At 41.1% G+C, this 23,910-nt stretch carries 19 protein-coding genes and 1 tRNA gene; 12 read left to right on the top strand and 8 right to left on the bottom strand.

Annotated elements, in window-relative coordinates; translation table 11 throughout:
- Positions 1-90 precede the first annotated feature (90 nt).
- The 4 genes from trpCF to AB4160_RS11080 are packed head-to-tail and all read right to left on the bottom strand — an operon-like array spanning position 91 to position 4,806.
- Complete coding sequence (gene trpCF, locus AB4160_RS11095) at positions 91-1,542, bottom strand: bifunctional indole-3-glycerol-phosphate synthase TrpC/phosphoribosylanthranilate isomerase TrpF (protein WP_102519773.1); 1,452 nt, start codon at positions 1,540-1,542, stop codon at positions 91-93.
- A complete protein-coding gene (gene trpD, locus AB4160_RS11090; RefSeq protein ID WP_102519774.1) occupies positions 1,542-2,582 on the bottom strand; it encodes an anthranilate phosphoribosyltransferase in 1,041 nt (346 codons plus the stop codon). Before trpD ends, trpCF begins: the two co-directional genes overlap by 1 nt.
- Positions 2,582-3,217: an aminodeoxychorismate/anthranilate synthase component II gene (locus AB4160_RS11085; RefSeq protein WP_102437589.1), complete on the bottom strand. Its 636-nt coding sequence runs from the start codon at positions 3,215-3,217 to the stop codon at positions 2,582-2,584. Before AB4160_RS11085 ends, trpD begins: the two co-directional genes overlap by 1 nt.
- A gap of 38 nt (positions 3,218-3,255) precedes the next feature.
- The gene (locus AB4160_RS11080; protein ID WP_372004628.1) at positions 3,256-4,806 is read right to left on the bottom strand and encodes an anthranilate synthase component 1; all 1,551 of its coding nucleotides are present in this window, start codon (positions 4,804-4,806) and stop codon (positions 3,256-3,258) included.
- A gap of 475 nt (positions 4,807-5,281) precedes the next feature.
- Here AB4160_RS11080 and rnm point away from each other — a divergent pair, with 475 nt between their 5' ends.
- The 8 genes from rnm to AB4160_RS11040 all read left to right on the top strand — a co-directional run bounded on the left by rnm (position 5,282) and on the right by AB4160_RS11040 (position 11,525).
- A complete protein-coding gene (gene rnm / locus AB4160_RS11075; RefSeq protein ID WP_372004626.1) occupies positions 5,282-6,142 on the top strand; it encodes an RNase RNM in 861 nt (286 codons plus the stop codon).
- Positions 6,139-6,759: an L-threonylcarbamoyladenylate synthase gene (locus AB4160_RS11070; RefSeq protein ID WP_076537094.1), complete on the top strand. Its 621-nt coding sequence runs from the start codon at positions 6,139-6,141 to the stop codon at positions 6,757-6,759. The genes rnm and AB4160_RS11070 overlap by 4 nt, the downstream gene beginning before the upstream one ends.
- A gap of 241 nt (positions 6,760-7,000) precedes the next feature.
- Positions 7,001-7,789: a ScpA family protein gene (locus AB4160_RS11065; RefSeq protein WP_076537092.1), complete on the top strand. Its 789-nt coding sequence runs from the start codon at positions 7,001-7,003 to the stop codon at positions 7,787-7,789.
- 33 nt (positions 7,790-7,822) lie between these two features.
- On the top strand, positions 7,823-8,410 hold the full coding sequence (scpB, locus tag AB4160_RS11060; RefSeq protein WP_102437419.1) for an SMC-Scp complex subunit ScpB: 588 nt from the start codon (positions 7,823-7,825) through the stop codon (positions 8,408-8,410).
- The gene (rluB, locus tag AB4160_RS11055) at positions 8,411-9,283 is read left to right on the top strand and encodes a 23S rRNA pseudouridine(2605) synthase RluB (RefSeq protein ID WP_076537086.1); all 873 of its coding nucleotides are present in this window, start codon (positions 8,411-8,413) and stop codon (positions 9,281-9,283) included.
- Between the two features lie 244 nt (positions 9,284-9,527).
- Complete coding sequence (locus tag AB4160_RS11050; RefSeq protein ID WP_102437417.1) at positions 9,528-9,863, top strand: hypothetical protein; 336 nt, start codon at positions 9,528-9,530, stop codon at positions 9,861-9,863.
- A 132-nt stretch (positions 9,864-9,995) separates the two neighbouring features.
- Positions 9,996-10,086: transfer RNA gene (locus AB4160_RS11045), tRNA-Ser, on the top strand.
- A gap of 653 nt (positions 10,087-10,739) precedes the next feature.
- The gene (locus tag AB4160_RS11040; protein WP_303462493.1) at positions 10,740-11,525 is read left to right on the top strand and encodes a helix-turn-helix transcriptional regulator; all 786 of its coding nucleotides are present in this window, start codon (positions 10,740-10,742) and stop codon (positions 11,523-11,525) included.
- 382 nt (positions 11,526-11,907) lie between these two features.
- On the opposite strand, the gene AB4160_RS11035 is transcribed toward AB4160_RS11040, so the two are convergent.
- A complete protein-coding gene (locus AB4160_RS11035; RefSeq protein ID WP_372004623.1) occupies positions 11,908-13,776 on the bottom strand; it encodes a hypothetical protein in 1,869 nt (622 codons plus the stop codon).
- Between the two features lie 616 nt (positions 13,777-14,392).
- Between AB4160_RS11035 and AB4160_RS11030 the strand changes: the two genes are divergently transcribed.
- Positions 14,393-14,710: an ATP-binding cassette domain-containing protein gene (locus tag AB4160_RS11030; RefSeq protein ID WP_347230774.1), complete on the top strand. Its 318-nt coding sequence runs from the start codon at positions 14,393-14,395 to the stop codon at positions 14,708-14,710.
- A gap of 71 nt (positions 14,711-14,781) precedes the next feature.
- Here the strand turns inward: AB4160_RS11030 and AB4160_RS11025 are convergent, their stop codons facing one another.
- Both AB4160_RS11025 and AB4160_RS11020 read right to left on the bottom strand, forming a co-directional pair.
- The gene (locus AB4160_RS11025; RefSeq protein ID WP_372002324.1) at positions 14,782-15,477 is read right to left on the bottom strand and encodes a helix-turn-helix transcriptional regulator; all 696 of its coding nucleotides are present in this window, start codon (positions 15,475-15,477) and stop codon (positions 14,782-14,784) included.
- Positions 15,464-16,150 (bottom strand): helix-turn-helix transcriptional regulator, encoded by a 687-nt coding sequence (locus tag AB4160_RS11020; RefSeq protein ID WP_372004620.1) that lies wholly within the window; start codon positions 16,148-16,150, stop codon positions 15,464-15,466. The genes AB4160_RS11025 and AB4160_RS11020 overlap by 14 nt, the downstream gene beginning before the upstream one ends.
- Positions 16,151-17,061: 911 nt before the next feature.
- Between AB4160_RS11020 and AB4160_RS11015 the strand changes: the two genes are divergently transcribed.
- Positions 17,062-19,059, top strand: a complete 1,998-nt coding sequence (locus tag AB4160_RS11015; RefSeq protein WP_303503307.1) for a hypothetical protein — start codon at positions 17,062-17,064, stop codon at positions 19,057-19,059.
- Positions 19,060-19,554: 495 nt separating this feature from the next.
- Entirely contained in the window at positions 19,555-21,549 is a 1,995-nt protein-coding gene (locus tag AB4160_RS11010; RefSeq protein WP_372004618.1) for a hypothetical protein, read from the top strand.
- An 815-nt stretch (positions 21,550-22,364) separates the two neighbouring features.
- Here the strand turns inward: AB4160_RS11010 and AB4160_RS11005 are convergent.
- Positions 22,365-23,162, bottom strand: a complete 798-nt coding sequence (locus AB4160_RS11005; protein ID WP_157936254.1) for an ABC transporter substrate-binding protein — start codon at positions 23,160-23,162, stop codon at positions 22,365-22,367.
- A 281-nt stretch (positions 23,163-23,443) separates the two neighbouring features.
- Between AB4160_RS11005 and AB4160_RS11000 the strand changes: the two genes are divergently transcribed.
- Positions 23,444-23,910: ABC transporter ATP-binding protein (locus AB4160_RS11000; RefSeq protein WP_372004616.1), on the top strand; the 467-nt coding region annotated here is incomplete at its 3' end.

Genomic DNA, 23,910 nt, shown 5'->3' with positions numbered 1-23,910 from the left:
GTATTCCTTAATGATTCTGTTTAATTTTGTTGTTTAGCAGGCGCTTTGCCATTCAGTCTTGCCTAATGGCACTAATTCTTTCTAATGGCACTAATTCTTTCTAATGGCGTTAAAGGCTAAATTAATTTTGTGTGCATCTTTAATTCCGGGCGCAGATTCAACCCCTGAATTAACATCTAAGCCATAAAAGCCTTGCTGGTTGGCTTCAAATATATTTTCGGGTGTCAGCCCACCTGCAAGCATGGCGTTATCTCGTTCAGTCGCTGTTATAACTGATGAATCGAGTAACCCTTGCCAGTTAAATGTCTCGCCGGTGCCGCCAAATCCAGCACTATTTTTACTATCGAATAAGTATCGGCCACAGCCTTGTGCTTTATCGCCAACGGTATTGGTGCTGCTTTCTACGCTCACCGCTTTCCAAATTTGGCAATCAAGCTTGGCGCTTGCGAGTAATTGTTTTAGCTCGCTTATGTCGGCGCTGGTTTCATTACCGTGTAATTGCACTACCTTTAAACCAACAGCCTTGACGGTTGCAACGATTTCAGCATTGGCTTGATTGACAAATACGCCGACAAAATGAAGTCCAATGCCTGCTTGCTGGCTTTGGTTAACAAGGTCTGCCGCGTGTTCAACGCTGACATGACGTGGCGATTTTGAATGAAAGATTAATCCGCCAAATACCGCGCCCGCTTGAGCTACCACGCTAATGTCTTCAAAACGGGTTAAACCACACACCTTATTATTGCCAAAAATGAGCTGACGACAGGCTAAATCAATATCATCTTGGGCCATAATTGAACTGCCAACAAGGTAGCCATCAACCAGTGGATTTAATCGCTTAACTTGTTGGTTGGTGTAAATGCCAGACTCACTAATAATAACTCGGTCAGCTGGAATTTGCGGCGCTAAGGCTTCTGTCATGGCAAGGTCGGTACTTAAGTCACGCAAGTTACGGTTATTAATACCGATAATAGCGGCATTAAGTTCAATTGCTCGGTCTAACTCTTGTTGATTACTGACTTCAGTTAAGGCATCTAAATTGTATTTTGCGGCTTCAGCGGCTAAAAGCTTGTATTGCTCATCATCAAGTACTGACAACATTAATAGCACTGCATCGGCGCCTTGATGAGCCGCAAGCTTGATTTGGTATGGGTCAACAAAGAAGTCTTTGCATAAAATAGGTTGGCTAACGCGAGCGCGTACTAACGGAATATAGTCTATATCGCCTTGGAAAAACTGCTCATCGGTTAATACTGAAATACCGGCGGCATATTTGACGTAAATGTCGGCAATGGCTTCAACATCAAACACAGGGCGAATGAGGCCTTTAGAAGGGCTGGCTTTTTTACATTCAAAAATATAACCGGCATTGGGTGCCTTAAGCGCATCAAACAAACTACGGTCTGAAATTTTTGGCTGTAAGCTGGCTTCAGGGTAGCGCAATTTTAATGAGGCAATATGCGCTACTTTGGTATCAACAATCTTGGTTAATACGTTTGATTCTTTATCCGCTGTATTAGCGCCAGAGTTAGTGGTAGTCATTATTTCGCATCCTCTTGTTGGCTTGCTGCAGCGAGTTGGGTTAATACTTCATAAGCTTTACCACTGTTGATGGTTTCAAGTGCTAACGCTGTGCCTTGCTGTACCGTGTCACACACACCGCTGACATAAAGCGCACAGCCGGCATTAATGGCGACAGCGTCACGATGAGCAGGTTGGCCTTCACCTTTTAAAATTGCTTGGGTGATAAGGGCATTGTCACTTGGCTCACCACCTTCTAGTGCTTTAATTTCTGCAGGCTCAACACCTAAGTCTTGTGGGGTTAATTTATAAAAACGAATTTTGCCATCATTAAGCTCAGCTACTTGGGTTTCGCCATGTAACGCAACTTCATCTAAACCGCTGCCATACACCACCATTGCACGTTTCACGCCTAAGGCATTAAGCACATTGACAATCGGCGCGATTAGTTTCGGTGAATACACCCCAAGTAACATGGCTTCAGGTTTTGCTGGATTAATCAGCGGGCCTAGAATATTAAAAATGGTGCGAGTTTTAAGGGCTTGCCTTACAGGCACAGCATGTCTTACACCGGCATGGTAATGGGGCGCAAACAAGAAACATAAACCAAAATCATCAACACATTTACTGGCAGATTCAGGGCTCATGGTTAAGGCTATGCCGCAGTGCGATAGCACATCAGATGCGCCCGATTTACTCGATACGCCGCGATTACCATGTTTAGTGACTTTTGCTCCTGCAGCTGCAGCAACAAAAGACGCGGTAGTAGAGATATTAATGGTGTTATGCCCATCGCCACCTGTGCCAACAATATCGACTACGCCTTGGCTTAACGACGATGCGCTTCGTGGGAAAGGTTTAGCCGCTCGACGCAGCGCATCTGCAGCACCTGTTATTTCATCAATGGTTTCGCCGCGCATTTTTAGCGCCACTAACATGCCCGCCATGGCGACGGGATCCATTTCGCCAGCAACAATAGCACTAAATAATTGCGCACTTTGGTCGCGAGTAAGGGCATTACCTTGGTATAGCGAGTCTAAAAGTGGTTGTAGCTCAGCCATTACAGGGCTCCTTTAACTGGTGAATCAACACTAGCTGACGTATCAACATCTGCAGATGTTTGAGTTAGGTAGGTAAGCGTTTGCGTTAATAAGGTGCTGCCTAAAGTGGTTAATATTGATTCTGGGTGAAATTGAAAACCCACCACTTTATCTTGAGGATGCAAAATTGCCATTGGCATATCATCTGTACTGGCAATGACCTCTAAACATGCCGGCACTTGAGTGGCGACTAAGCTGTGATAACGGGCAACGGGCAGAGGTGAAGGCAGGTTAGCAAATACACCTTCGCCATTATGAATGGTTGGACTGGCTTTACCATGAACGACAAAAGGAGCGCGTTCGACTTTACCGCCGTAATGCTCAACCATGGCTTGATGACCCAGACAAATTCCCAACATAGGGACTTTACCCGCCACTTTTGCAATAAGCTCCATCATGCAGCCTGCTTCGTGAGGCGCACCGGGGCCGGGAGATAATACTAATGCGGCTTTACCGTTTTCGCTTATTAGCTTTTCTGCTAAATAATCAGCACTGACATCATTACGATAAATCATCACTTCAAAGCCTAAGCAGCGGAATTGATCCACTAAGTTATAGGTAAATGAGTCGAAGTTATCGAGTAAATACAATTTCATATTATTGTCTTGCGTGGCAGTTGTGTTTAAAAGAGTGCTCATAGTCCGCCTCCCATTTTAATTGCTGAAATAACGGCTTGTGCTTTTTGACGGGTTTCGTTGGCTTCAGCTTGGGGATCGGAGTCAAACACCACACCCGCACCAGCTTGAATATGGGCAACATCATGTTTAACAAAGGCTGAGCGGATCACAATACAGGTATCCATATCACCTAAACCATTAAGGTAACCGACAGCGCCGCCATAACTGCCACGACGAGCTTGTTCAGCTTGTCTAACTAACTGTGAAGCACGAACTTTAGGCGCGCCAACTAAGGTGCCCATATTCATACTTGCTTGGTAGGCATGTAGCGCGTCTAAATCTTCGCGTAATTGACCTGTCACCCGACTCACCAAATGCATCACGTGAGAGTAGCGGTCAACTTTTAATAACTCGGCCACTTTACGACTGCCGCTTTGACTAATACGAGCAATATCGTTACGGGCCAAATCCACTAACATTAAGTGCTCAGAGAGCTCTTTTTTATCAAGGCGCAGTTCAAGTTCAATACGGCTATCTAAATCAAAATCAATCTGGCCATCGGCAGTTTTACCACGTTGGCGGGTACCCGCAATAGGGTAGATTTCAACTTGATTGGTGGCGGCTTCATATTTAAGGGCACTTTCAGGTGATGCGCCAAATAAAGTGAAATCAGGACCACGAAAGTAAAACATGTATGGACTTGGGTTAGTCAGTCTTAATGCGCGGTATGCACCTAGAGTATTAGGGCAAGGCAAGCTAAAGCTACGTGAGGGGACAACCTGGAAAATATCGCCAGCAACAATGTGCTCTTTTAAATCAACCACGGTTTGTTTAAAGGCTTCATCGCTGATATTGACTTGAGTCGGGGCATCAATACTGACCAATGGCGCTACTGCTGCCAATGTTTGGCAATTGGCTTTAAGCTGAGTAACTCGCTCAAGCAGTGACGAGGCTTGAGCTGCACTGTCGAAAAATTGATGAGTAATAATGTCGGCTTGCTGGGTTTGGTGGTCAACCAAGATTAAGGTTTCAGCTAAATAAAATAAGTAATCAGGGCAATCGTTGTCGGCATTAGGAACATCAGGTAGCGGCTCTACCGTATCAATCAAGTCATAGGCCAACACACCGCCTAAAAATAAGTCCTCAAAAGCATCACTTTGATCAGTTTGTATGTGCTGGACAAACATTCTTAAACCATCAAGGGGTGAGGTGGACTTTAAGCGGGCATCTTCATCTTGTAGCTCTTTGGCTTTAGCAAGATGAATGGTAATAACATTATCTTGGCGTTGTTGCTCACTGGATTGGAAAAAGTTACTGATTGGCGTAAGTAAGCTGGCGCCGTTATCAGTTAATGCAGTAAAGGTGAGCTGGTAACCATCACAGCGGACCATCATGGCTGCATGGGTCAATACAATACTTTTAAGATGATCTTTGCTTTCTATTTCTGCTGACTCTAACAACATAGTATGCGGCGCATTAGCAGTAATATGCTGATAAAGACTAAGCGGGTCAGCGTGATATGCTAAGGTCTGCTTTTGGGTTACCACATGGGCAAATTGATGTTCCATAATGCTTATTGCGCCTCGCTTATAGTGTGCTTTTTCATACTCTGTTCTCTTCATTTTAGCTTGGATTGCGTTAGTTTTATTGGAGAGTGCAAGCCGTAAATAGCAAAAAAGCCCACATCTCTGCGGGCTTTTTAGTAAAATCTTGTGTTATTTAAATAACCACAACGCTTCACACCACCCGTTAATTTGGGAAGTGCCACCACCAACTGATGTTTAACGCGTTAAAGTTTGTCATTTAAAAAGGTTCTCTTTATGTCATTTGCAGGTCATTTCACTGCGAAGTCATTTATAATGGGTTTTATATTCTGTAACTAGCTATAGAAGACCTTAGCTGGCTTATAAAGTCAATTGAATATTTCTCAAATTTATTATTTTTTTACAACTAGCGACTAAAGCAGTAGCAATTTGATGTATATGTAGCAAATAAACGCTAGATGGCTAAGCATTCTAACAAAGTTTAAAGTACAATAACCTAATGATAACAGACTCCCTATTGGCCGATCTTCACAGCCACACGACCGCATCTGACGGCGTACTCACTCCAGCTGAACTTATTGAACGTGCCATTGATAAAGGCGTGCAAATGCTCGCTATTACTGATCATGACACCGTTGCTGGATTGGCTGAAGCGCATCAATACAATAACCAACATTCCACGCCATTAAAACTGATTAATGGCGTTGAAATTTCAACTCGTTGGAATAACTTTGATATTCATATTGTCGGTTTAAATTTGGATATTACCGATGCTGCGCTACTTGCGTTTTTAACAAACCAACGTGAATTACGTGAGCAACGGGCTAAAGACATTGGTATTCGTTTAGCTAAGGCGGGTATTGAAGGTGCGTATGAAGGCGCACAAAAATTTGCAGCAGGCGCAGCTATCAGTCGAGGCCATTATGCGCGCTGGTTAGCTGAAAAAGGCTATGCCAAAGATATGCCGAGTGTTTTTAAACGGTATTTAGCCCGCAATAAAACCGGTTATGTTCCCAATAATTGGGGCGATATGGCCAGCGCGATTAATATTATTCACCGTAGTGGTGGCGTTGCGGTATTAGCTCACCCAAGCGGGTATAAGCTATCTGCTAAATGGCTTAAAAAATTAGTCCGTGAATATAAAGAAGCGGGCGGTGATGCGATGGAAGTCGTATTAGGACAACAAAGTATTGATGATAGAGCCAACTTGGTCGCATTAAGTCATTTGAATAACCTAATGGGGTCAATTGGCAGTGATTTTCATTTTCCAAGTAATTGGATTGAGTTGGGTAAAAATTTATTCCAACCTGCTGGAATACAGTGGGTGTGGCAAGCAGAATCTTGGACGGAGCGAACATGAGCCAATTTTTTTATATACATGATGAAAACCCGCAGGCGAGATTAATTAGCCAAGCGGTTAATATTTTAAAACAAGGTGGGGTGATTGTTTATCCTACCGATTCAGGTTATGCACTGGGCTGCATGATCGGTGAAAAAGATGCCATGACCCGTATGGCGCGCATTCGTAAGATTGATAACGACAATAATTTTTCGTTAATGTGTCGCGATTTATCAGAATTAGCCAATTTCGCTCGAGTGGATAATCAAGCTTACCGCTTATTGAAAAGCTGCACTCCTGGGCCTTATACCTTCATCTTTAAAGCCAGTAAAGAAGTGCCGCGTCGACTACAATGTGACAAGAAAAAGACCATTGGTATTCGTGTGCCAAACAATTTAATTGCACTGGCATTATTGGAAGCGTTAGAAGCGCCAATTATGTCTACCAGTTTAGTGATGCCAGATGCAGAATTTGCTGAGTCTGATCCTGAGCATATTCGAGATATTTTAGAGCACAATGTCGATGCTATTATTCATGGTGGTTACCTTGCTGAAAATCAAACCACGGTTATAGATATGTCTGAAGGCGATATCGATATAATTCGTCAAGGCGCCGGCGATACCAGTATTTTTGAATAACCCTTGCAACGGTTGAATGCACAAGTTTGATTGATAGTGGTTTCAACCACAGTCAATAGTGCGTATAATCGCGCGTTTGGTAATTTCTCGCTAAAATTAGATGCAGATATTTTCTGAATACTTAGTTGATATAAGTTTAATCTTTGTGAAATACAACAGATATAGCCAAACAGTAGTAATGTAGTTTAATAAGTTATTTGACTTAGAAAGCTGATTTTAATCATTAAATTAAGGGACGACAATGCAAGGTATCCAGAAAAGTTTACCTTTAGCGGTTGTTCGAGGCGAAGCGTTTGACGCAATGCCTAATGATTTATTCATTCCTCCTGAAGCCCTTGAGGTGTTTTTAGAAACATTCGAAGGCCCGCTAGATTTATTGTTGTACTTAATTCGTAAGCAAAAACTCGACGTTGTTGACTTACCAATAGAAAAAATCACCAGCCAATATTTAGCTTATATTGAAATTTTAACCGAAGCGCGAATAGAGCTTGCCGCTGATTATTTAGTCATGGCAGCCACATTAGCCGAGATAAAATCACGACTACTGTTGCCTAAAATGGCAACCGAAGAAGACGATGATGAAGATCCTCGGGTAGTGTTGATTCGTCAATTGAAAGCTTATGAAGTTATCAAACAGGCATCAGCTGATTTAGATGAACTTCCGAGGCTAGAGCGAGATGTATTTTTAGCGAAAGCGACACTCTCGCCCAATGTAAAACCAATGGTGATGCCACCTGAAGTGTCTTTAGTTGATATTGCTCAAGCATTTTCAGAGGTACTCAAAAGAATTGATGCCAACGAACATCACCATGTAAAACGCGAGCTATTATCGACCCGTGAACGCATGAGTCAGATATTAGCTTTACTATCGACCGAGCATTATGTGCCATTTACTGATTTATTTGACATTAGTGAAGGCCGAGCTGGCGTGGTAGTGAGCTTTTTAGCTTTAATGGAACTGGTTAAAGAGCTATTGGTTGATTTGGTTCAAAACGAGCCGTTAACCCCCATTTATGTCAAAGCGTTTTAAGCTGCATTGCACAAGATACGATAAAGGATGACCATGCAAATAAACATGATTCAATTAAAACAATTAATCGAAGCCAGTTTATTTGTGTTGGGTAAACCACTAACCGTAAAAGCATTAAAAGACACAGTATTAGTGAAATTTGATGTCTCTCGAGCACGCATTAAAGAATGCCTCGATGAATTACAACAAGATTATCAAGAGCGTGGGGTACAACTGGTCGAAGTGGCTGGTGGTTATCGCTTTCAAACCCAAGAGCTGTTAAGTGAATTCTTACAACCATTGTGGCAAGAGAAATCCCCTAAATATTCACGTGCGACCTTAGAAACCTTAGCAGTAATTGCATACAGGCAACCAGTTACTCGCGGTGATATTGAATATGTAAGAGGTGTGGCCGTCAGCAGCCACATAATAAAGAGTTTAGCTGATAGACACTGGGTAAAAACAGTGGGTCATAAAGAAGTGCCTGGGCGACCGGCACTCTATGCCACCACCAGTGAATTTTTATCTTATTTTGGCTTGAAAACCCTAGCAGACTTACCGTCGCTATCGGATGAAGAGTCATTGCAGGCGTTATTTGAGAAAGTCTCAATGGCGTCACAACAAACAGAAGAGTCGAACTAGATGAGCGAAAAATTGCAGAAAGTCTTGGCCCGTGCAGGCCATGGCTCCCGTCGTGAGATGGAGGCATGGATTGCTGCAGGCCGTGTTAGTGTAGACGGAGAAATTGCCAACTTAGGTGATCGCGTTGAAGCAGAAGCTAAAATCCGTATCGATGGCCGTGCTATAACCATCAAAACCGAAGATGACATTATTTGTCGTGTGTTGGCATACCATAAGCCAGAAGGTGAAATTTGTAGTCGTAAAGATCCTGAAGGCAGAACAACGGTTTTCGAACGTTTACCGACAATACGTGACTCACGTTGGGTAGCGGTAGGGCGTTTGGATATCAATACTTCAGGTTTACTGTTATTTACCTCTGATGGTGAACTAGCTAACCGTTTAATGCATCCATCAAATGAAGTTGACCGTGAATATGCGGTGCGCACATTTGGTGATGTACCTGAAGCGGCAGTTCAACGTCTTCGTAAAGGCGTGACATTAGAAGATGGTCCTGCCAACTTTGACACCATCAAAGCTGCTGGTGGTGAAGGCCTTAATAAATGGTGGCATGTGACCCTAAAAGAAGGGCGTAACCGCGAAGTTCGCCGCTTATGGGAATCACAAGAAGTGCAAGTTAGCCGTCTTATCCGTATTCGTTACGGCATGGTTGAGCTACCTAAGTCACTACCTCGTGGCGGTTGGGTTGAACTGGATATGGAGCAAGTAAACTACTTGCGCCAAGTTGCAGGTCTAGAGCCTGAAACTCGCACCATGTTAGGTACTGATAAACACAGTGTCGCTCGTGCTAAAGTGAAAGGCGCTAAGATCCGCCGAGCCGTGCGTAAGCACAAAACTACCGCAGCGCGTCCTAAATCAAACCGCCAGCGTAGTTAATACGTTTTAGTACGTGCTTGTTTGACACAAAAGGCCACACTATGTGGCCTTTTTAATACCTAAAACCTCTGCCTACTTATTAAAACACCCGTAATAAAGCATTATTAGTTAGTCATTTCGTGGTGTTTTGCTATTAATCTCATAATTCCCTATCGCTAACTTGAAACTGTGATATCTGCTAACTATATTTAATGTTGATGATTTTTTTATCAATTACGTACACTTACAGTTAAGGGAGTATTCAATGAAAAAGTTAATCGGTGCCATCTTTGTGTGTCTTATCTATGGCTGTGCTTCATCGCCAGCAACCTGGAAAGGAATGTCAGAAAGAGATATTGCAGATTGGAAAGCGATAGGCTTTGATGCAGCTAAAGCTCAAAAATGGAGTAAGAGCGGCTTTAATGCTGAACAATCACAGCAATGGAGCGAAGCGAGCTTTAATGTTGAGTCAGCAGCTGAATGGTCAAAAGAGAAATTTAATCCAGAAGAAGCGGGTACATGGAAGCAGTCAGGGTTTGAATTAGAAGATGCCATAGAAGATCGAGCTAAAGGCCTAACCCCAGTAAAAATGGATAACTAGTATCAGATCGCAAATAGTGAGTACGAAATGGCAGCACAAACCACAAAATTGCTGCCGAAATAGTCAAACAGAAAGATAATGACAATTTATGCTTTACACCAGACAGTGAGATAGCTATTATCTCGCTCGTTCGGAGAGATGGCAGAGTGGTCGAATGCACCGGTCTTGAAAACCGGCATGGGTTTGTAGCCCATCTAGGGTTCAAATCCCTATCTCTCCGCCATATTCAAGACGAAAGGCTCATCAGAAATGATGAGCCTTTTTTCGTTTAACTTACTAAAAATATTGAAGATTAATACTATCAATTCAAAACTACTTTATTGTCTAGTGTTTGAAGTGCCTGTTTTATAGTCACTTATATTCCTTGAGAGGATTGACTCAGTCAATATCCCTGCTTTTCGCATCAGCAGAGCTCCTATTAACGTGTACTTCACTCGTATCTGTTTAGCTGTAGTAGCTCAGACTTGATCTGACAGTTACCCATTTTTTATGGTGTCTGTCAGCTTAGATTTGAGCTAGATTTTTATCTGCCCAAATCTGTTTCCCATCCAATAATGTTTCAAGTGGCGTTCGACCAGTACAGGGGGCTAAGTAAAGCTTTGTGTCTAAGGCTGCGGCTATCACTTTATGATTCGCAAACTCACGACAATTGCTGATCGTTGTCGTGTGCGCATAACGTTATGTTCTTTAAAACTGGCGAATATCAGAATGCATTGAAAGACATATTTTTATATAGATGTTTGATGTTTATTAGTAGTTTGTCACAAATTTAAATTTCTGGTTGTTTACGTTATGAGGTTTATCACTGAAGTTATCGTTGTAGATAAGTAATATTAACACTTACATATATAAGTAAAATCATTGGAAGTTTTGGGGATGAAACAATCAATAATAAGTAATAAAGTTACCATTGATTCTGCAATTGAACGGCGAGAGAGACTAGAATTAACACTAAACAACGAGGTAAGTCGTTTAGGTTTTATTGGGGGCACTTATATTCTCGATTTGGCAAGATCGGTGAAGATGCAAAACTCTCATATTGATGTTGATGCTGAAGTGTCGATTAGTAAACGTGAGAAACGACATAATTTTTTATATTCTAACTCAGCAATGCGTAAGATGAGAGCGGACTTTACCAAAAAAGCCATTAAAGTTGAGCCAAATATGAGCAAATTGAATGCTAGTGGCATTCAGATTTTTAGTTACGAAGAGGATACGGAGGCTTCACGACTGTGTCGTGATGTTTTAAGTAAGTATAATGTAAGAAGCCGCGTCTATTATCGTTACCAGAGTGAAAACTGTCCTTATCTTCATGGGCGATTTTTTTTCATGAGTGAATTTGAACCAACAGTATTAAAGACGTTTGCGGAGCAAAATAGGGAACAAATGCAGCAATTTATTTCTAATTTTCATAATATGGTACTGGGAAGTGAAGCAACATCAGAGATTAATCCTTTCACTGGTTTGGGGCTTATTTCGCGTAAAAGTCATAATGTGTTAAAAATGCTTGCAGAAGGTCATTCAAGAATTTCAATTTCAGAAACGCTGCACTTGACTGAGCGTGGTGTCGACTACCATGTCAATAAAATGAAAGCCTTATTTGAAGTTAAAAACAATTCGCAACTGGTAGCTGTTGCATTTAAATATAAAATTTTGTCATAAGGTCTAGTAGCTCAGATTTGATCTGACCGTTACCTCTTTTTTTATGGTGTCTGTCAGCTTAGATTTGAGCTAGATTTTTATCCACCCAAATCTGTTTCCCATCCAATAATGTTTCAAGTGGCGTTCGACTGATCAGTCACCGATAGATTTTGAAATCTCTTTTAGAAAAGTGTCCGGTTGGAGTTGACCAGAACAAGGCAATATGTAAAAAGGGAACGGACTTAAGAACCGTGTCAGATAGTGATATTGAGTTTGCGTTGTCGGGAATAAATTACTGACCCAAAAAGTGTTTAGGGTTCAAGCAGCCAGCTGTAATATTTAAAAATATGACATTGGCTGCTTGATATAGGCGAGTGTCGCACTTCACAGTTGAATTTGGGGATTATTTATCAAATGAACCGTTATCGTGACACGTCATGCATGAATATGGATCTGGGAATGTTTGTGACATGCTCCAGTCTGAATTCGCGCCACTAATAATACCTTTATCAGGGTAAGAGTTTGGGTTACCTGCTGAATCTCTAGGCATCACCGGGCTTCCATTATTGTAGAAGAAGATATCTTTTTCTTCATTAATAGCGTCAATGATACTCGGTACAGTACGCTTGCTGAACGCATCACCATGGAATTCAGGTGTTTTAGAGCTAGAGTGACACCAGAAACAGCGAGCGGTTGCACCATGACCTTCACTTGCACCATTAGTCCCGTGACAAGTTGAACAGAAGTAAGGCTGTGGAATGTCAAACCCATCGTTGGTGTTAACTGGCAGTGGTGCGCCATTCATGTGTCCATCTTCTGGGTTGTGACACAACATACAGTCAGCTTTGCCCCAGCCATAGTGAGATTCTGTTAGCATAGCATCAGAATTTGCATCTTTTGCAGAATTTAGGGTTTCTAAATTTGCCACTAGGCCATTGCTAAACTCGTATTCTTTGCCTAGATCATTGCCATTATATTCTTCCATACCCCATGCATTATAATGATTTGCATAAACCAGCATTCCGTATTCTTTTGGATAGCTCATCACCCACACATCAGTCATTAAGTGTAACTTATTGCCACCAAAAGCATATTGGAAGTCGTCTATACAATCTTCAGCTGGAAAAGCACTAACAGAAGCTGTTTTACCTTCTTTATCCCACAAACATGCAGGCAGTGGTCCATAGTCGGTGGCTACTTCTTTTTCGCCCATCATGTTAACCCAACCTTCACCTACTGACGATGTGATACCATTTACATGGTTAACTGAATACGAATTGACTGAAGCCCCTGTATCCACTGTTGGCCAGTAGCTCAGTTTAAAGTCATATCCTTCATCGATTGCAGACATAAACCAATCTATACCTGTAATAACGCCTGGCTGAAAGACATCTGGACGCAGGTTATGGGCAGTTACTTTTAAATTTTGTACATAAGGGTAAGGATATGGCGTATCACCATCACGGACCAAAATTTCACTAATGACTTGACCATTTTCATCCAGACGTGCCATTTCTTTTTCCCACAGGTGTTGGCGTCTAACAGTTGTAACTTCATGGAAAGGCTGGAATCTGATGGCTAAATCATGCTGCGCCCACATTTCATCCATACGGTTGTAAGTCGCCTCACCATCTGGTTCACCAGTCGCACGTTGGAAATCTCCGGCACTAGTTTTAAAGCGGAAGAACCAATTAGGCGAGTTAACGAATTCATCACCATCATTGGTAAAGTCACCATCATTATTTTTGTCATAGGAGATGGAAAACTCGAAAGTGTTATAAGGAGACTCTTCTGCAGGTGTAACAGAGTCAAATTTAAGTTGAGGATCGCTATGCACTACATATCGTAATACATCGAATACACTGTATTGTCCTTCAACAAAAATATCTGGTCGAGAGGTATGCTGACCGTAACCATCAGGGTTTTCGGTAAGAAAAGCGACAACATCAGAATAGTTAACTTCAAGGTAGTCAATCGGTGGGTTTTCTACCCCTGCTTTTTGCGCATCATAAAAACTAATTCGGCCGTCACCATCAAGATCTTCTGCCTGATCGCTGTTCATCCAAGTTTTAATTTTGTCGTCAAAGCGGCCTAAAGCGACATAATGAATTTTGTCAGCCACAGGTTGATGATTAACATCCATTACCACATATTTATCATTTTTATAGCCCTGTTCTGGCTCTGTTAGGTCAACCTTATCATTACTGTCACTGCCACAACCTACAAGCAAAAAAGACAAAGCCAAAGTGGTTGTTATTACATTAAGTTTCATTACTCATCTCCAGTATATTCTGAATCTATAGCAATATTTATTTACTGCTAAATTCATGATTGGATATTATTTTTATCCATTAATCACTCAGTCGAGTATGAATTCGAGCCGCAATAAAAACGCTATCAGTACTCATAGAAATAAAGATTTGTTGAGTAAAATCGGAGGTGGGTCACATAAAATAAACAGTTAAGCAACCGTGCCGGGCAGATGTTAACAATGCTGCTAAAGAGTTACATTGCCCTGTGTATATTTAAGGCTAATACTCTTTGATATTCGTTAATCCTATTACAGATATAGTGTGATTGGGAGACTCTGCATATCCATCACCTTAGTAACAGACCAACTTTGTGATATCCCTCAGTCAGTATAAGGTGCAGGGCGAGATCGCGAACGTTTTCAGAACTATTTATAGTGCTCTTTTAAATCCTGATTCTACTTACTAAATCTTTATTTGAGGTTAGTTAAAAGTGATTCTGTCTTTTGGTTGAATAGATTGTATGAAAACGCACAATATTGGCTATTGCGCTTTTTACAAGGCCTCACTATTCATTTAGCTGTCATTAAAATGTGTGTTTTAATTACCATAAATAGCTTCCGCGAGTAGCCTTGCAGCTTGGGGGATATTCGGCCCAGCCTATTTGGTAACTGCCGAGTCAAATGTCAACTACAGCAAGTTGCCAATCAACTTCATTTTACGCTTTCTGGGGGACAAAAGCAGCGGCTATTGCTGGCGTTGAGTTTAGTTAATGATCCCGCTTTGCTTTTTTTAGATGAGCCCACCACAGGGCTAGACCCCCAAGCAAGGTTACATTTTTGGCAGTTGGTTAGGGAGATAATAAAACAAGGGAAACCAGTTATTCTCACTACACATTATATGGATGAAGCAGAGCAGCTTTGCGATCAAATTGCCATCATGGATACACGCAAATGAGGCTTTAAATTATTCTTGATTTTGCGGACCTGCAGTAAGTGTTGCGCCCCTATCAAGTAGGGGCAATGATATTACTGAATTAAAAAGTTATTGTATGCTGAATGTATTAAGCTAGAGCAGTTGCTAGCACCTAGTAACTTCTTGAGTTTAAGTATGCGATAGTCGACACCTCGTGCGGACAAATGTGCTGCTTTGGCAATTGATTCACGGTCGTGTCCATTTGCCATCATATATAATATCGCAATATCAGCGCTTTTTATTAAACCATAGTCTAAAAACGGATTCAGGTTCTCCATACTACTTTGCAGTAACATGTAATGAATATCGGTTAGGTCTTTATATAAACGGCTAAATGCATTGGGGTCAGCAAGTTTATTATTAGTTTGCACCATGAAGTAGAAGCGCCCCACCCAATTGGGGTTCATCATACAGGGGACTTCTACGGTTACTTTTTGCTGGTAGCCAAATTTAACAATATCGTCATTAGGTCCAACTTTAAACTGTGGCCAGTCACTGTAATCCCAAGTATGGTATTTACGCTTTAAAGAGACCTCTGTGTTGTGGTCTTTTTTTGCCCACTTTTTTCGAGATACTTTGCTGTATTTTATCGCATTAACTGAGCTAGCGAGAATATGAGTTCTACCAGTTACTTGATTAAGTTTAGAGAACCCTGAAGGTAGCATATTACTATTTATGTCTAAGACAAACATGGTGTCTGTAATATTATGAGTTCGTGAGAACTCGTTCAGAATGCTACTGACTTTCATGCTTAGCCTCCATTTCTGAAAAGTCCTTTAGTAGACCATATTGATTTACGTTATAAATTAACGCGGGTAAACTGTCTGCTTCAAACGTTATTTTGGCGATTTCTATATAATAATCGATGCCACGTACCGATAAATTTAATTTTGGCGCGATATCCTTTCTAGAGTAACCCACGGCCGTAAACTGTAATATATCGATTGTTTTACGATTAATTACGCCCATATCTATTAATGATTGTTTGATAAGTTTATGGCTATTATTGATTTTAATCGCTACTTGCAAGAGCTTTGATTTAATCAACTCAAGCTTGTCATTTAGAGCTGTAATACAGAGCTTGTTAGAATAAAAAACAAATTTTGCTGTTAATTTAGGCGCGAATAAAAAAGTGATATCAATGCTCATGTTCTCTTTATACATGAGGTTTGCAACATCAAGCGTTGGAGTAGCAGAACGGCTAGGTGCACTTGTTTTATCAGCTTCCAAACTGACCCATTGGCAATGTTGTGCTTTGAATTGTTTGACAACATGCTTATCGCTAGCAACGACAAGGCTAGCAGCTTCACGAGTTGTGCGTAGATTAATTGGGTTATTCAAAAAAATATAGAGCACGCAAGCATTAACGCCTAGTTCATTAGACAGAGTAGACAAATCAGAGTCTATTATTGCTTTCATCATAGTGCTCCTCCTTTGTATAGTGAGCCGAAGCTACCCTTTGTAAATACCGTAATTAAGTGATTGCGAATTTTATGCATTTCCTTGTTTCCAGCAATAGCGATTGTGAATAAATGCGACAGTGGGCAATACCTATTTTTAGATATGCGACATGGTTCAAGACAATAGTGCTGGATTCAAAAAATCTAACAAGCTTTCTTTGTTTTCTGTGAAAAACCACTAACAGGGATAAGTGTTACAGCATTGATGATGTGAGAAAGAGGCCATTAAGCTTGTTGATATTTGGCTGGATTGGCTATTTAAGTTGCTTTGTGCAGGACCCGTTGATTTACAAATGTAATTACGGCTAAAGGCTGACAAGGTTGTAATTAACTATGTAAATACCGAAACATCACTCTCAGAGCTAGTGTCTACTCAATTATTATCATTAAAACCTTAATATAAATGGATCTTGAGAGCTTATGATGTTGATAATTCTTCAAAACAACAATTAATCATTTATTCGCAAAACATGTGTTACCTTGCGTAAAACAGGCTGCTGAACAACATCATTAGTTAATCAAGTTTCCCCTTTATATAGAATCAATATGGACATGCTGTGTGGTGTAAAAAACGCACTCCTTTTTGATGTTACCTTTTCAAATTAGGCACTGTTTCTAACGTTTTATATGTTCAATATGCATTTTGTTGCAGTTGTTAGCGTAATGTTTATGGTGATTTTTTTTGATTTTATTTATGAGTTAAAGTTGATTAAGTTAGTGAATTTAAATGTAATTGTGATGGGGTTCAAATCTAAATAAACAAAATCATTTTATTTACAAATGGTGTGATTGTTACTGTGAGAAGTCACTGTCCCTTAAGGCGTTGGGTAAGTCAATATGCCGCTTCAATATTTACATTGTAAAAGGGATGAGATGAAACATATAAAAACATCAGCAACATTATTAATGCTTGCAATGCTTGCCGCTTGTGGAAGTGATGACGCCAAAAGTTCTCCTGAAAATCCAGATATACCTGAGATTGTCGAGCCGCCTCAAACAGGTAGTCAAGTATTCGATAATGTTTGGGGGCCAGATATTAAGTGGCAGTTAGAAGGGCCGATCACTATTTATATCGGTAAAGAAATGGCTAGAACAGACTGGGTGGCACAGTCTGAAAGGCGACATGGTGATATAAAGCACGGTTATACCGTTCAGGCTGCAGATGTTCGTAAGTTGATCCCTAAGCCATTACGTGATGATATTTTCAATGATGGTCAAATTACCTTTGCTGAAGTATTGCTTTACGTTTCAGCGACACGTGATGACTTTCACGTTGAATACGAGTGGGGCGAGGACATTGGTGCTTACCGCTTTACGGTTTGGCATAACGAAGATGGCAGCAACATTGAATTTGATACTGATGGCAAGCCTGTAGGTGAAGGCGATCCAAACTGGGCCGCAAACTGGATCCCAGACACAGGTGAATTTAAAAGAGAAAACAAGTACACCAACTTCGGCGAAGCGGTTGGAACTCGCATGGAAATGACGGTACTTCAAGATAATTCTGGGGTGATGTTAGCTTCTCGAAGTGAAGCTTACACCTATCGCCGTGAAGAGATGCAGCGCACCCAAGTTGAACGCAGAAAGGCTGATGAAGAAAAGTTTGGTGATAACCGTGCAACCTTCCCAAGAGTGATGGTACAGCCTGTTGGCGGTGAACAAATGGTCTTTAACGATGTGGTTGTTCGTCCACATAACCTGCGTCCTGATATCTATAAAAAAGACGTCATGATCACCATGGCTGATGTATTCATGAGTCTGCATGAGCAAGGCTTAGTTGAAATGGGCTTTTCTTACTGGGGACAAATTTCCACCGGTGCTAATATTCAACACTTTTTAGTTAACTCTGTTGATGGCGTGGTAAACCAAGCGCGTTTTGCCTACGCAATTGACGGTTATGAAACACGCTATACAAGTGATTGGAACCATAAGTACGGTCTAGGGAATATGGCAGATTCGAACTCAGCGCCACCTGCAACTTTTTGTGATGGCATAGGTCTTGATGGTCAAAAGACAGGCACTCCAAATGGTTTGGTTGACGAGGAATGTGCCGAATACTTTGGTAGCAAAGGCATTGAAATCGATTTGACTGATTGGCATGGCGATAAAAACCGTCACGTATTTCCTGACGTGTGGCCATTATACTACCCAACTGATAGCGTATTTGTTATGGCGCGTCAGTTGAAATTTGCTGCGCCAGAAAGCCACCGAGTGGGTGGTGATGATAAGTATCCAATTTACGATATTGACGAGGCAATTCGTCCATTATCTGAAGAGCATTTTGGCTGGGGCGTTGCCGATTGTGGTACTTGTCACTCGTTAGGTAGTATTCACTCTGATGGCGACCAAGGTAGTTTGGGGGTTAACCCAACGCCCGTTTATGTTATGGATCTAGCTAAAGGCGTACAGTCTTATGAAGTATTAGATGAAGCGGATCGCGCCGTGGCACCTTACCAATGTGCTCAATGTCATGGTAATAACGGTGCTCCAGAAGGACATGGTGAAGTCGGTGTTTGTTTCTGGTGCCATGACAATGAGTTTCAACCTAAAAACCATGGTTCAGTAAATAAACTGTTTCCGAAAATGTACGAAGGTGGTAACTCTCCTGAAGATATGACCTTTCATCCAGCTAAACCAATCATTGATGTGCCATCAACCGATAGAGATGCTGTGAGCGTTGTTAGTGGTGAAATGTACGGTGATCCAAATTACTTATTGAACATATTACCTGAGTTGAAAGATCAAAACTTTGTTTATATGCACGGCTTATATAGCGATGATATGAAAGTTAGGGGTAATAGTGACTGGACCACAGATCCTGTTTACCCAGATCCATACTCGTGTATGACTTGTCACGTAAACCCAAAATAAGCTGTAATTAGTTAAATTCGATGCTAAAGGCCACTTGATTTCAAGTGGCCTTTTTTTTGAGTATGTTCCGTCCTGAGCTAAGCTGACAAAGGTTTGTCATAGCTGTGGGTAAAATCTGATTTTAAGCTTGTTGGAAAGCAGTTTTATATTTTAGTAAAGCGTGGACCCTGCAACTCTTTATCATGGTCATTTTACGGTCTAAAAAGCATTCATTTTAATTGATGGGTGTAGTAGTTAGGTTAAAGTTGAGCTGTTTTAGCTTTATTTAGGTTGTTAAGGTGTGTAAATGTTCAAGGTGTGCGTTTCAAATAGTTTAAGAGGTTTGAGGTGTTCAATTTAATGCAACCCAAGCTATTTGTGATACGTTTCAAATCTAAGAATTCAATATCATTTTTATTACAACTGAATGTATTTTACTGTGATAAGTCACTAACTCAAAAGGGGTGGGTTGAGCGAGTATCGCCCACATTCGAAAAATGTTGTGAAATGGATGATATGAAACAATTAAATACAACTGCTGCTTTGCTTGCATTGGCGATACTTTCAGGCTGTGGAAGTGATGACTCCAACAGTGCTCCAACCCCGCCAGATTTACCTGAAACAGGCCAACCACCACAAACTGGTAGCGAGGTATTCGATAATGTTTGGGGACCGGATATAAAATGGCAATTAGAAGGACCAATAACCATCTACTTCGACAGGATGGACAGAGCTGATTGGGTTGCTCAATCTGAAAGACGACATGCCGATATTAAACATGGATTCACTGTTGAAGCAGAAGAGGTTCGTCGGGTTATTCCAACACCGCTGCGGGATGATTTGTTTAATGATGGTCAAATCACTTTTGCAGAAGTGCTGCTATACCTATCTCAGACCCGTGATGATTTCCATGTTGAGTACCAATGGGGCGAAGATATCGGTGCTTATCGCTATACGGTATGGCGTAATGAGGATGGTAGTGCTGTAGAGTTTGATATTGATGGAAAACCAGTTGGAGAAGGCGATCCTAACTGGTATGCCAATTCGATCCCAGATACTGCAGACTTTAAGCGCGAATTTCAATACAACAATTGGGGTGAAAACGTTGGCACTCGTTTAGAAATGACTGTGCTGCAATCAAATTCAGGTGTATTACTGCGTCCAAGAAGTGAGGCTTATACCTACCGACGTGAAGAAATGCAAAGAACACAGGTTGAGCGTCGCAACGAAGCTCAGGCTCAGTTCTCTGATAATCGTATAATTATTCCTGAAGTTATGCTTGATCCTGCTGATGGCGAACCAAGATATTTTTATAACGTCGAGGTTAGACCACATAACTTACGTCCTGACATATATAAGAAAGATGCCATGATCACCATGGCGGATATTTATATGAGTATGCATGAAGATGGGCTGATTGATGTTGGTTTTTCATACTGGGGTAAGATATCCACAGGTATAGATATTCAGCACTTCATTATTAATTCTGTTGATGGTGCTACTAACCAGGCTCGATACGCATATGCGATTAATGGTTATGAGCGCCGTTATATTAAAGATTGGAATCACAAGTACGGCCTTGGAGATATGTCTAAGCCTGAAGACACGCCACCGGCAACATTCTGTGATGGCATTGCCCTTGATGGCTCAGCCACTGGCACATCAAACGGTCAAATTGATCAAGAATGTGGCGAATACTTTGCAAGTAAAGGCATTGAAATTGACCTTACTGATTGGTATGGCTACAGAAATATGCACACCTTTGCAGATGTTTGGCCTATGTATTACCCCGTTGATTATACCGCGGTAATGGCTAGACAGTTGATGTTTGCTGCACCAGAAAGCCATCGAGTTGGCGGGGATAATCAATATCCAATTTACGATATTGACGAGGCAATTCGTCCATTATCAGCAGAGCATTTTGGCTGGGGCGTTGCCGATTGTGGTACTTGTCACTCGTTAGGCAGTATTCACTCTGATGGCGACCAAGGTAGTTTGGGGGTTAACCCAACGCCCGTTTATGTTATGGATCTTGCAAATGGCGTACAGTCTTATGAAGTATTAGATGAAGCGGATCGCGCCGTAGCACCTTACCAATGTGCTCAGTGTCATGGTAGTAACGGCGCACCAGCAGGTCATGGTGAAATGGGGGTATGTTTCTGGTGCCATGATAATGAGTTCCAACCTAAAAACCATGGTTCAGTAAATAAACTGTTCCCGAAAATGTACGAAGGTGGTAACTCTCCTGAAGATATGAGTTATCACCCAGCTAAACCAATCATTGATGTGCCATCAACCGATAGAGATGCTGTGAGCGTTGTTAGTGCTGAAATGTATGGTGATGCAAATCACTTATTGAACATATTACCTGCGTTGAAAGATCAAAACTTTGTTTATATGCACGGCTTATATAGCGATGATATGAAAGTTAGGGGGAATAGTGACTGGACCACAGATCCTGTTTACCCAGATCCATACTCGTGTATGACTTGTCACGTAAACCCAAAATAAGCTGTAATTAGTTAAATTCGATGCTAAAAGCCACTTGATTTCAAGTGGCTTTTTTTTTGAGTATGTTCCGTCCTGAGCTAAGCTGACAAAGGTTTGTCATAGCTGGGGGCAAAATCTGATTTTAAGCTTGTGGGAAAGCAGTTTTATATTGTAGTAAAGCGTGGAACCTCAACTCTTTATCATGGTCATTTTACTGTCTAAAAAGCATTCATTTTAATTGATGGGTATAGTGGTTAGGTTAAAGTTGAGCTGTTTTAGCTTTATTTAGCTTTATTTAGGTTGTTAAGGTGTGTAAATGTTCAAGGTGTGCGTTTCAAATAGTTTAAGAGGTTTGAGGTGTTCAATTTAATGCAACTCAAGTTAAAACTAATACATTTTAAGGAGGTATTGGGTTATCCCTTTACTGTGATTTGAATCGTATTGATTGCTTTGGTTGTACGCCGTGTGTGATGAATGCCTCAGCATTCAAGTACCGTTTTATTTTCCAAAGCAGGCTTAGAAAAGTCATCTTTGCATGAATTCATTAAAGGTCGCACAGTGTCTTACATTTGATTAACTAAACCACCTTAGTTGTAGCTATTTAAGGTGGATACCTTAATAATTTAATGTTTATAAATGAGTTGCTTAATCAGCGTACTTAACGCACGCTAATGACCAAAGCTATTAGCTACATTTTCGCTTTGTTGCAAATATTTGATAACTTATTGCACTAAAGATTAAATTGCTGTTTGGTTTATTTATCGTTTTTTTGTAATTGGCTATTGCGCTTTTAACAAGGCCTCACTATTCATTTAGCGGTCATTAAAATTTGTGTTTTAATTACCATAAATAGCTTCCGCGAGTAGCCTTGCAGCTTGGGGGATATTCGGCCCAGCCTGTTTGGTCACTGCCGAGTCAATAAATCTGACAGCGTCTTTATTTACTGCGTTCACGCGATCAGCCTCTTCACGGGACTTGACCTCACTGATGGTGGTGGTGCCGCTACCCGCTTGTGGTCCTTCGAAGATTGGACCTGTAGCATCCGGCCACATCGGCAGCAAAATAACATCGGGGTTTTCTTGCACAACTTCTGGCCAGGTCACCATGGGCGCGATACCATCACGATCTGACAAAATGGCTTTAGCTCCAACCAATTCAATTAGTTCAGTCATGTATGAATGCTTTCCGGGCACGCATTTATATAAATAGTTAATTTCGTAATAGACCTTTGGAGATGGATGGTTACTGTATTGGGATGCGATCTTTCGTAGCTGACCCTGAATTGATTCGACCAAGGTAATGGCTTGTTTTTGATTATTTATTGTCTCCCCAAGCAAAATTATTTTGGTGTATACCTCTTCTAAGCTGGATTCCTCCATATGAATAACGGGTATTCCCAGTGCTTTTAGCTGTGCTTTTAACGTCAGTTGCAGTCCAGTAGCTGTGAGCACGAGATCTGGATTCAAGCGAGTGATATTGTCGATAGTGATATCAGTAAATCCACCAACAATGTCGATACGACTTTGTTCAACTCTTAAGGGGACTTCGGCAGGAAATCGAGCGTAACGAGTCACACCTACTAGGTTATCAATTGCCCCAATTTCAGCAACAGTATGGCTCCAATTGGGGGCCAAAGACACAATTCTGAGGGATTGTTCCTCTTGGCTAAAAACTGGCTGTATAGCTAAAAAAAGGACTAGCCCAAATAGTATTTTTATCGCGCGCATGTTAAATCTCAATATCAATGATGTTCAGGCATGATGGGGTGATTTTCGCTAAAAACAAGCACGTTAAAACAGCTTTGTGTGCAAGTACACAATTATGATTTGCTAAATCAAAGACTGTTAAAACCCCCAGTGTTTTTTTCCATTGCACTACAGATAATATATGTCTAATAATTTTTCTTGAGGTTGTATTGTCAGTATTATTAAGTGTTCGCGGCTTAACTCATCGATACGGTGATTTCACTGCGGTTAATAACATTAACTTAGATATTGAGGCTGGTCAGTGTTTTGGTTTACTGGGTCCTAATGGCGCCGGTAAGTCAACAACGCTTGAAATCCTTGAAGGTGTCTTGAAGCCAACTCAGGGTGACATACGCTATCGAGGCTTGCCAATCAAAAAGAATTTCAAACAAGAAATTGGAATTCAATTTCAGTCGACTACGCTACCGGATTATTTAACTGTTAAAGATTGCTTGAAACTTTTCGCAAGTTTTTACCAAAGCCATGCACCTATTTCCCATTTGATCGAGTTATGTCAACTACAGGAAGTTGCTAATCAGCTTCATTTTACGCTTTCTGGGGGACAAAAGCAGCGGCTATTGCTGGCGTTGAGTTTAGTTAATGATCCCGCTTTGCTTTTTTTAGATGAGCCCACCAC

Source organism: Shewanella sp. 10N.286.51.B8, from assembly GCF_041469325.1.
Taxonomy (GTDB): Bacteria; Pseudomonadota; Gammaproteobacteria; order Enterobacterales; family Shewanellaceae; genus Shewanella.
Note: the sequence above shows the minus strand (reverse complement) of the source record. Positions and strands in the feature narration are given on the sequence as shown.

Excerpts from the sequence above, each read along its gene's own strand:
- trpCF (WP_102519773.1), bottom strand. The coding sequence starts at position 1,542 with ATGACTACCACTAACTCTGGCGCTAATACAGCGGATAAAGAATCAAAC.
- trpD (WP_102519774.1), bottom strand. The coding sequence starts at position 2,582 with ATGGCTGAGCTACAACCACTTTTAGACTCGCTATACCAAGGTAATGCC.
- AB4160_RS11085 (WP_102437589.1), bottom strand. The coding sequence starts at position 3,217 with ATGAAATTGTATTTACTCGATAACTTCGACTCATTTACCTATAACTTA.
- AB4160_RS11080 (WP_372004628.1), bottom strand. The coding sequence starts at position 4,806 with ATGGAACATCAATTTGCCCATGTGGTAACCCAAAAGCAGACCTTAGCA.
- rnm (WP_372004626.1), top strand. The coding sequence starts at position 5,282 with ATGATAACAGACTCCCTATTGGCCGATCTTCACAGCCACACGACCGCA.
- AB4160_RS11070 (WP_076537094.1), top strand. The coding sequence starts at position 6,139 with ATGAGCCAATTTTTTTATATACATGATGAAAACCCGCAGGCGAGATTA.
- AB4160_RS11065 (WP_076537092.1), top strand. The coding sequence starts at position 7,001 with ATGCAAGGTATCCAGAAAAGTTTACCTTTAGCGGTTGTTCGAGGCGAA.
- scpB (WP_102437419.1), top strand. The coding sequence starts at position 7,823 with ATGCAAATAAACATGATTCAATTAAAACAATTAATCGAAGCCAGTTTA.
- rluB (WP_076537086.1), top strand. The coding sequence starts at position 8,411 with ATGAGCGAAAAATTGCAGAAAGTCTTGGCCCGTGCAGGCCATGGCTCC.
- AB4160_RS11050 (WP_102437417.1), top strand. The coding sequence starts at position 9,528 with ATGAAAAAGTTAATCGGTGCCATCTTTGTGTGTCTTATCTATGGCTGT.
- AB4160_RS11040 (WP_303462493.1), top strand. The coding sequence starts at position 10,740 with ATGAAACAATCAATAATAAGTAATAAAGTTACCATTGATTCTGCAATT.
- AB4160_RS11035 (WP_372004623.1), bottom strand. The coding sequence starts at position 13,776 with ATGAAACTTAATGTAATAACAACCACTTTGGCTTTGTCTTTTTTGCTT.
- AB4160_RS11025 (WP_372002324.1), bottom strand. The coding sequence starts at position 15,477 with ATGAAAGTCAGTAGCATTCTGAACGAGTTCTCACGAACTCATAATATT.
- AB4160_RS11020 (WP_372004620.1), bottom strand. The coding sequence starts at position 16,150 with ATGATGAAAGCAATAATAGACTCTGATTTGTCTACTCTGTCTAATGAA.
- AB4160_RS11015 (WP_303503307.1), top strand. The coding sequence starts at position 17,062 with ATGAAACATATAAAAACATCAGCAACATTATTAATGCTTGCAATGCTT.
- AB4160_RS11010 (WP_372004618.1), top strand. The coding sequence starts at position 19,555 with ATGAAACAATTAAATACAACTGCTGCTTTGCTTGCATTGGCGATACTT.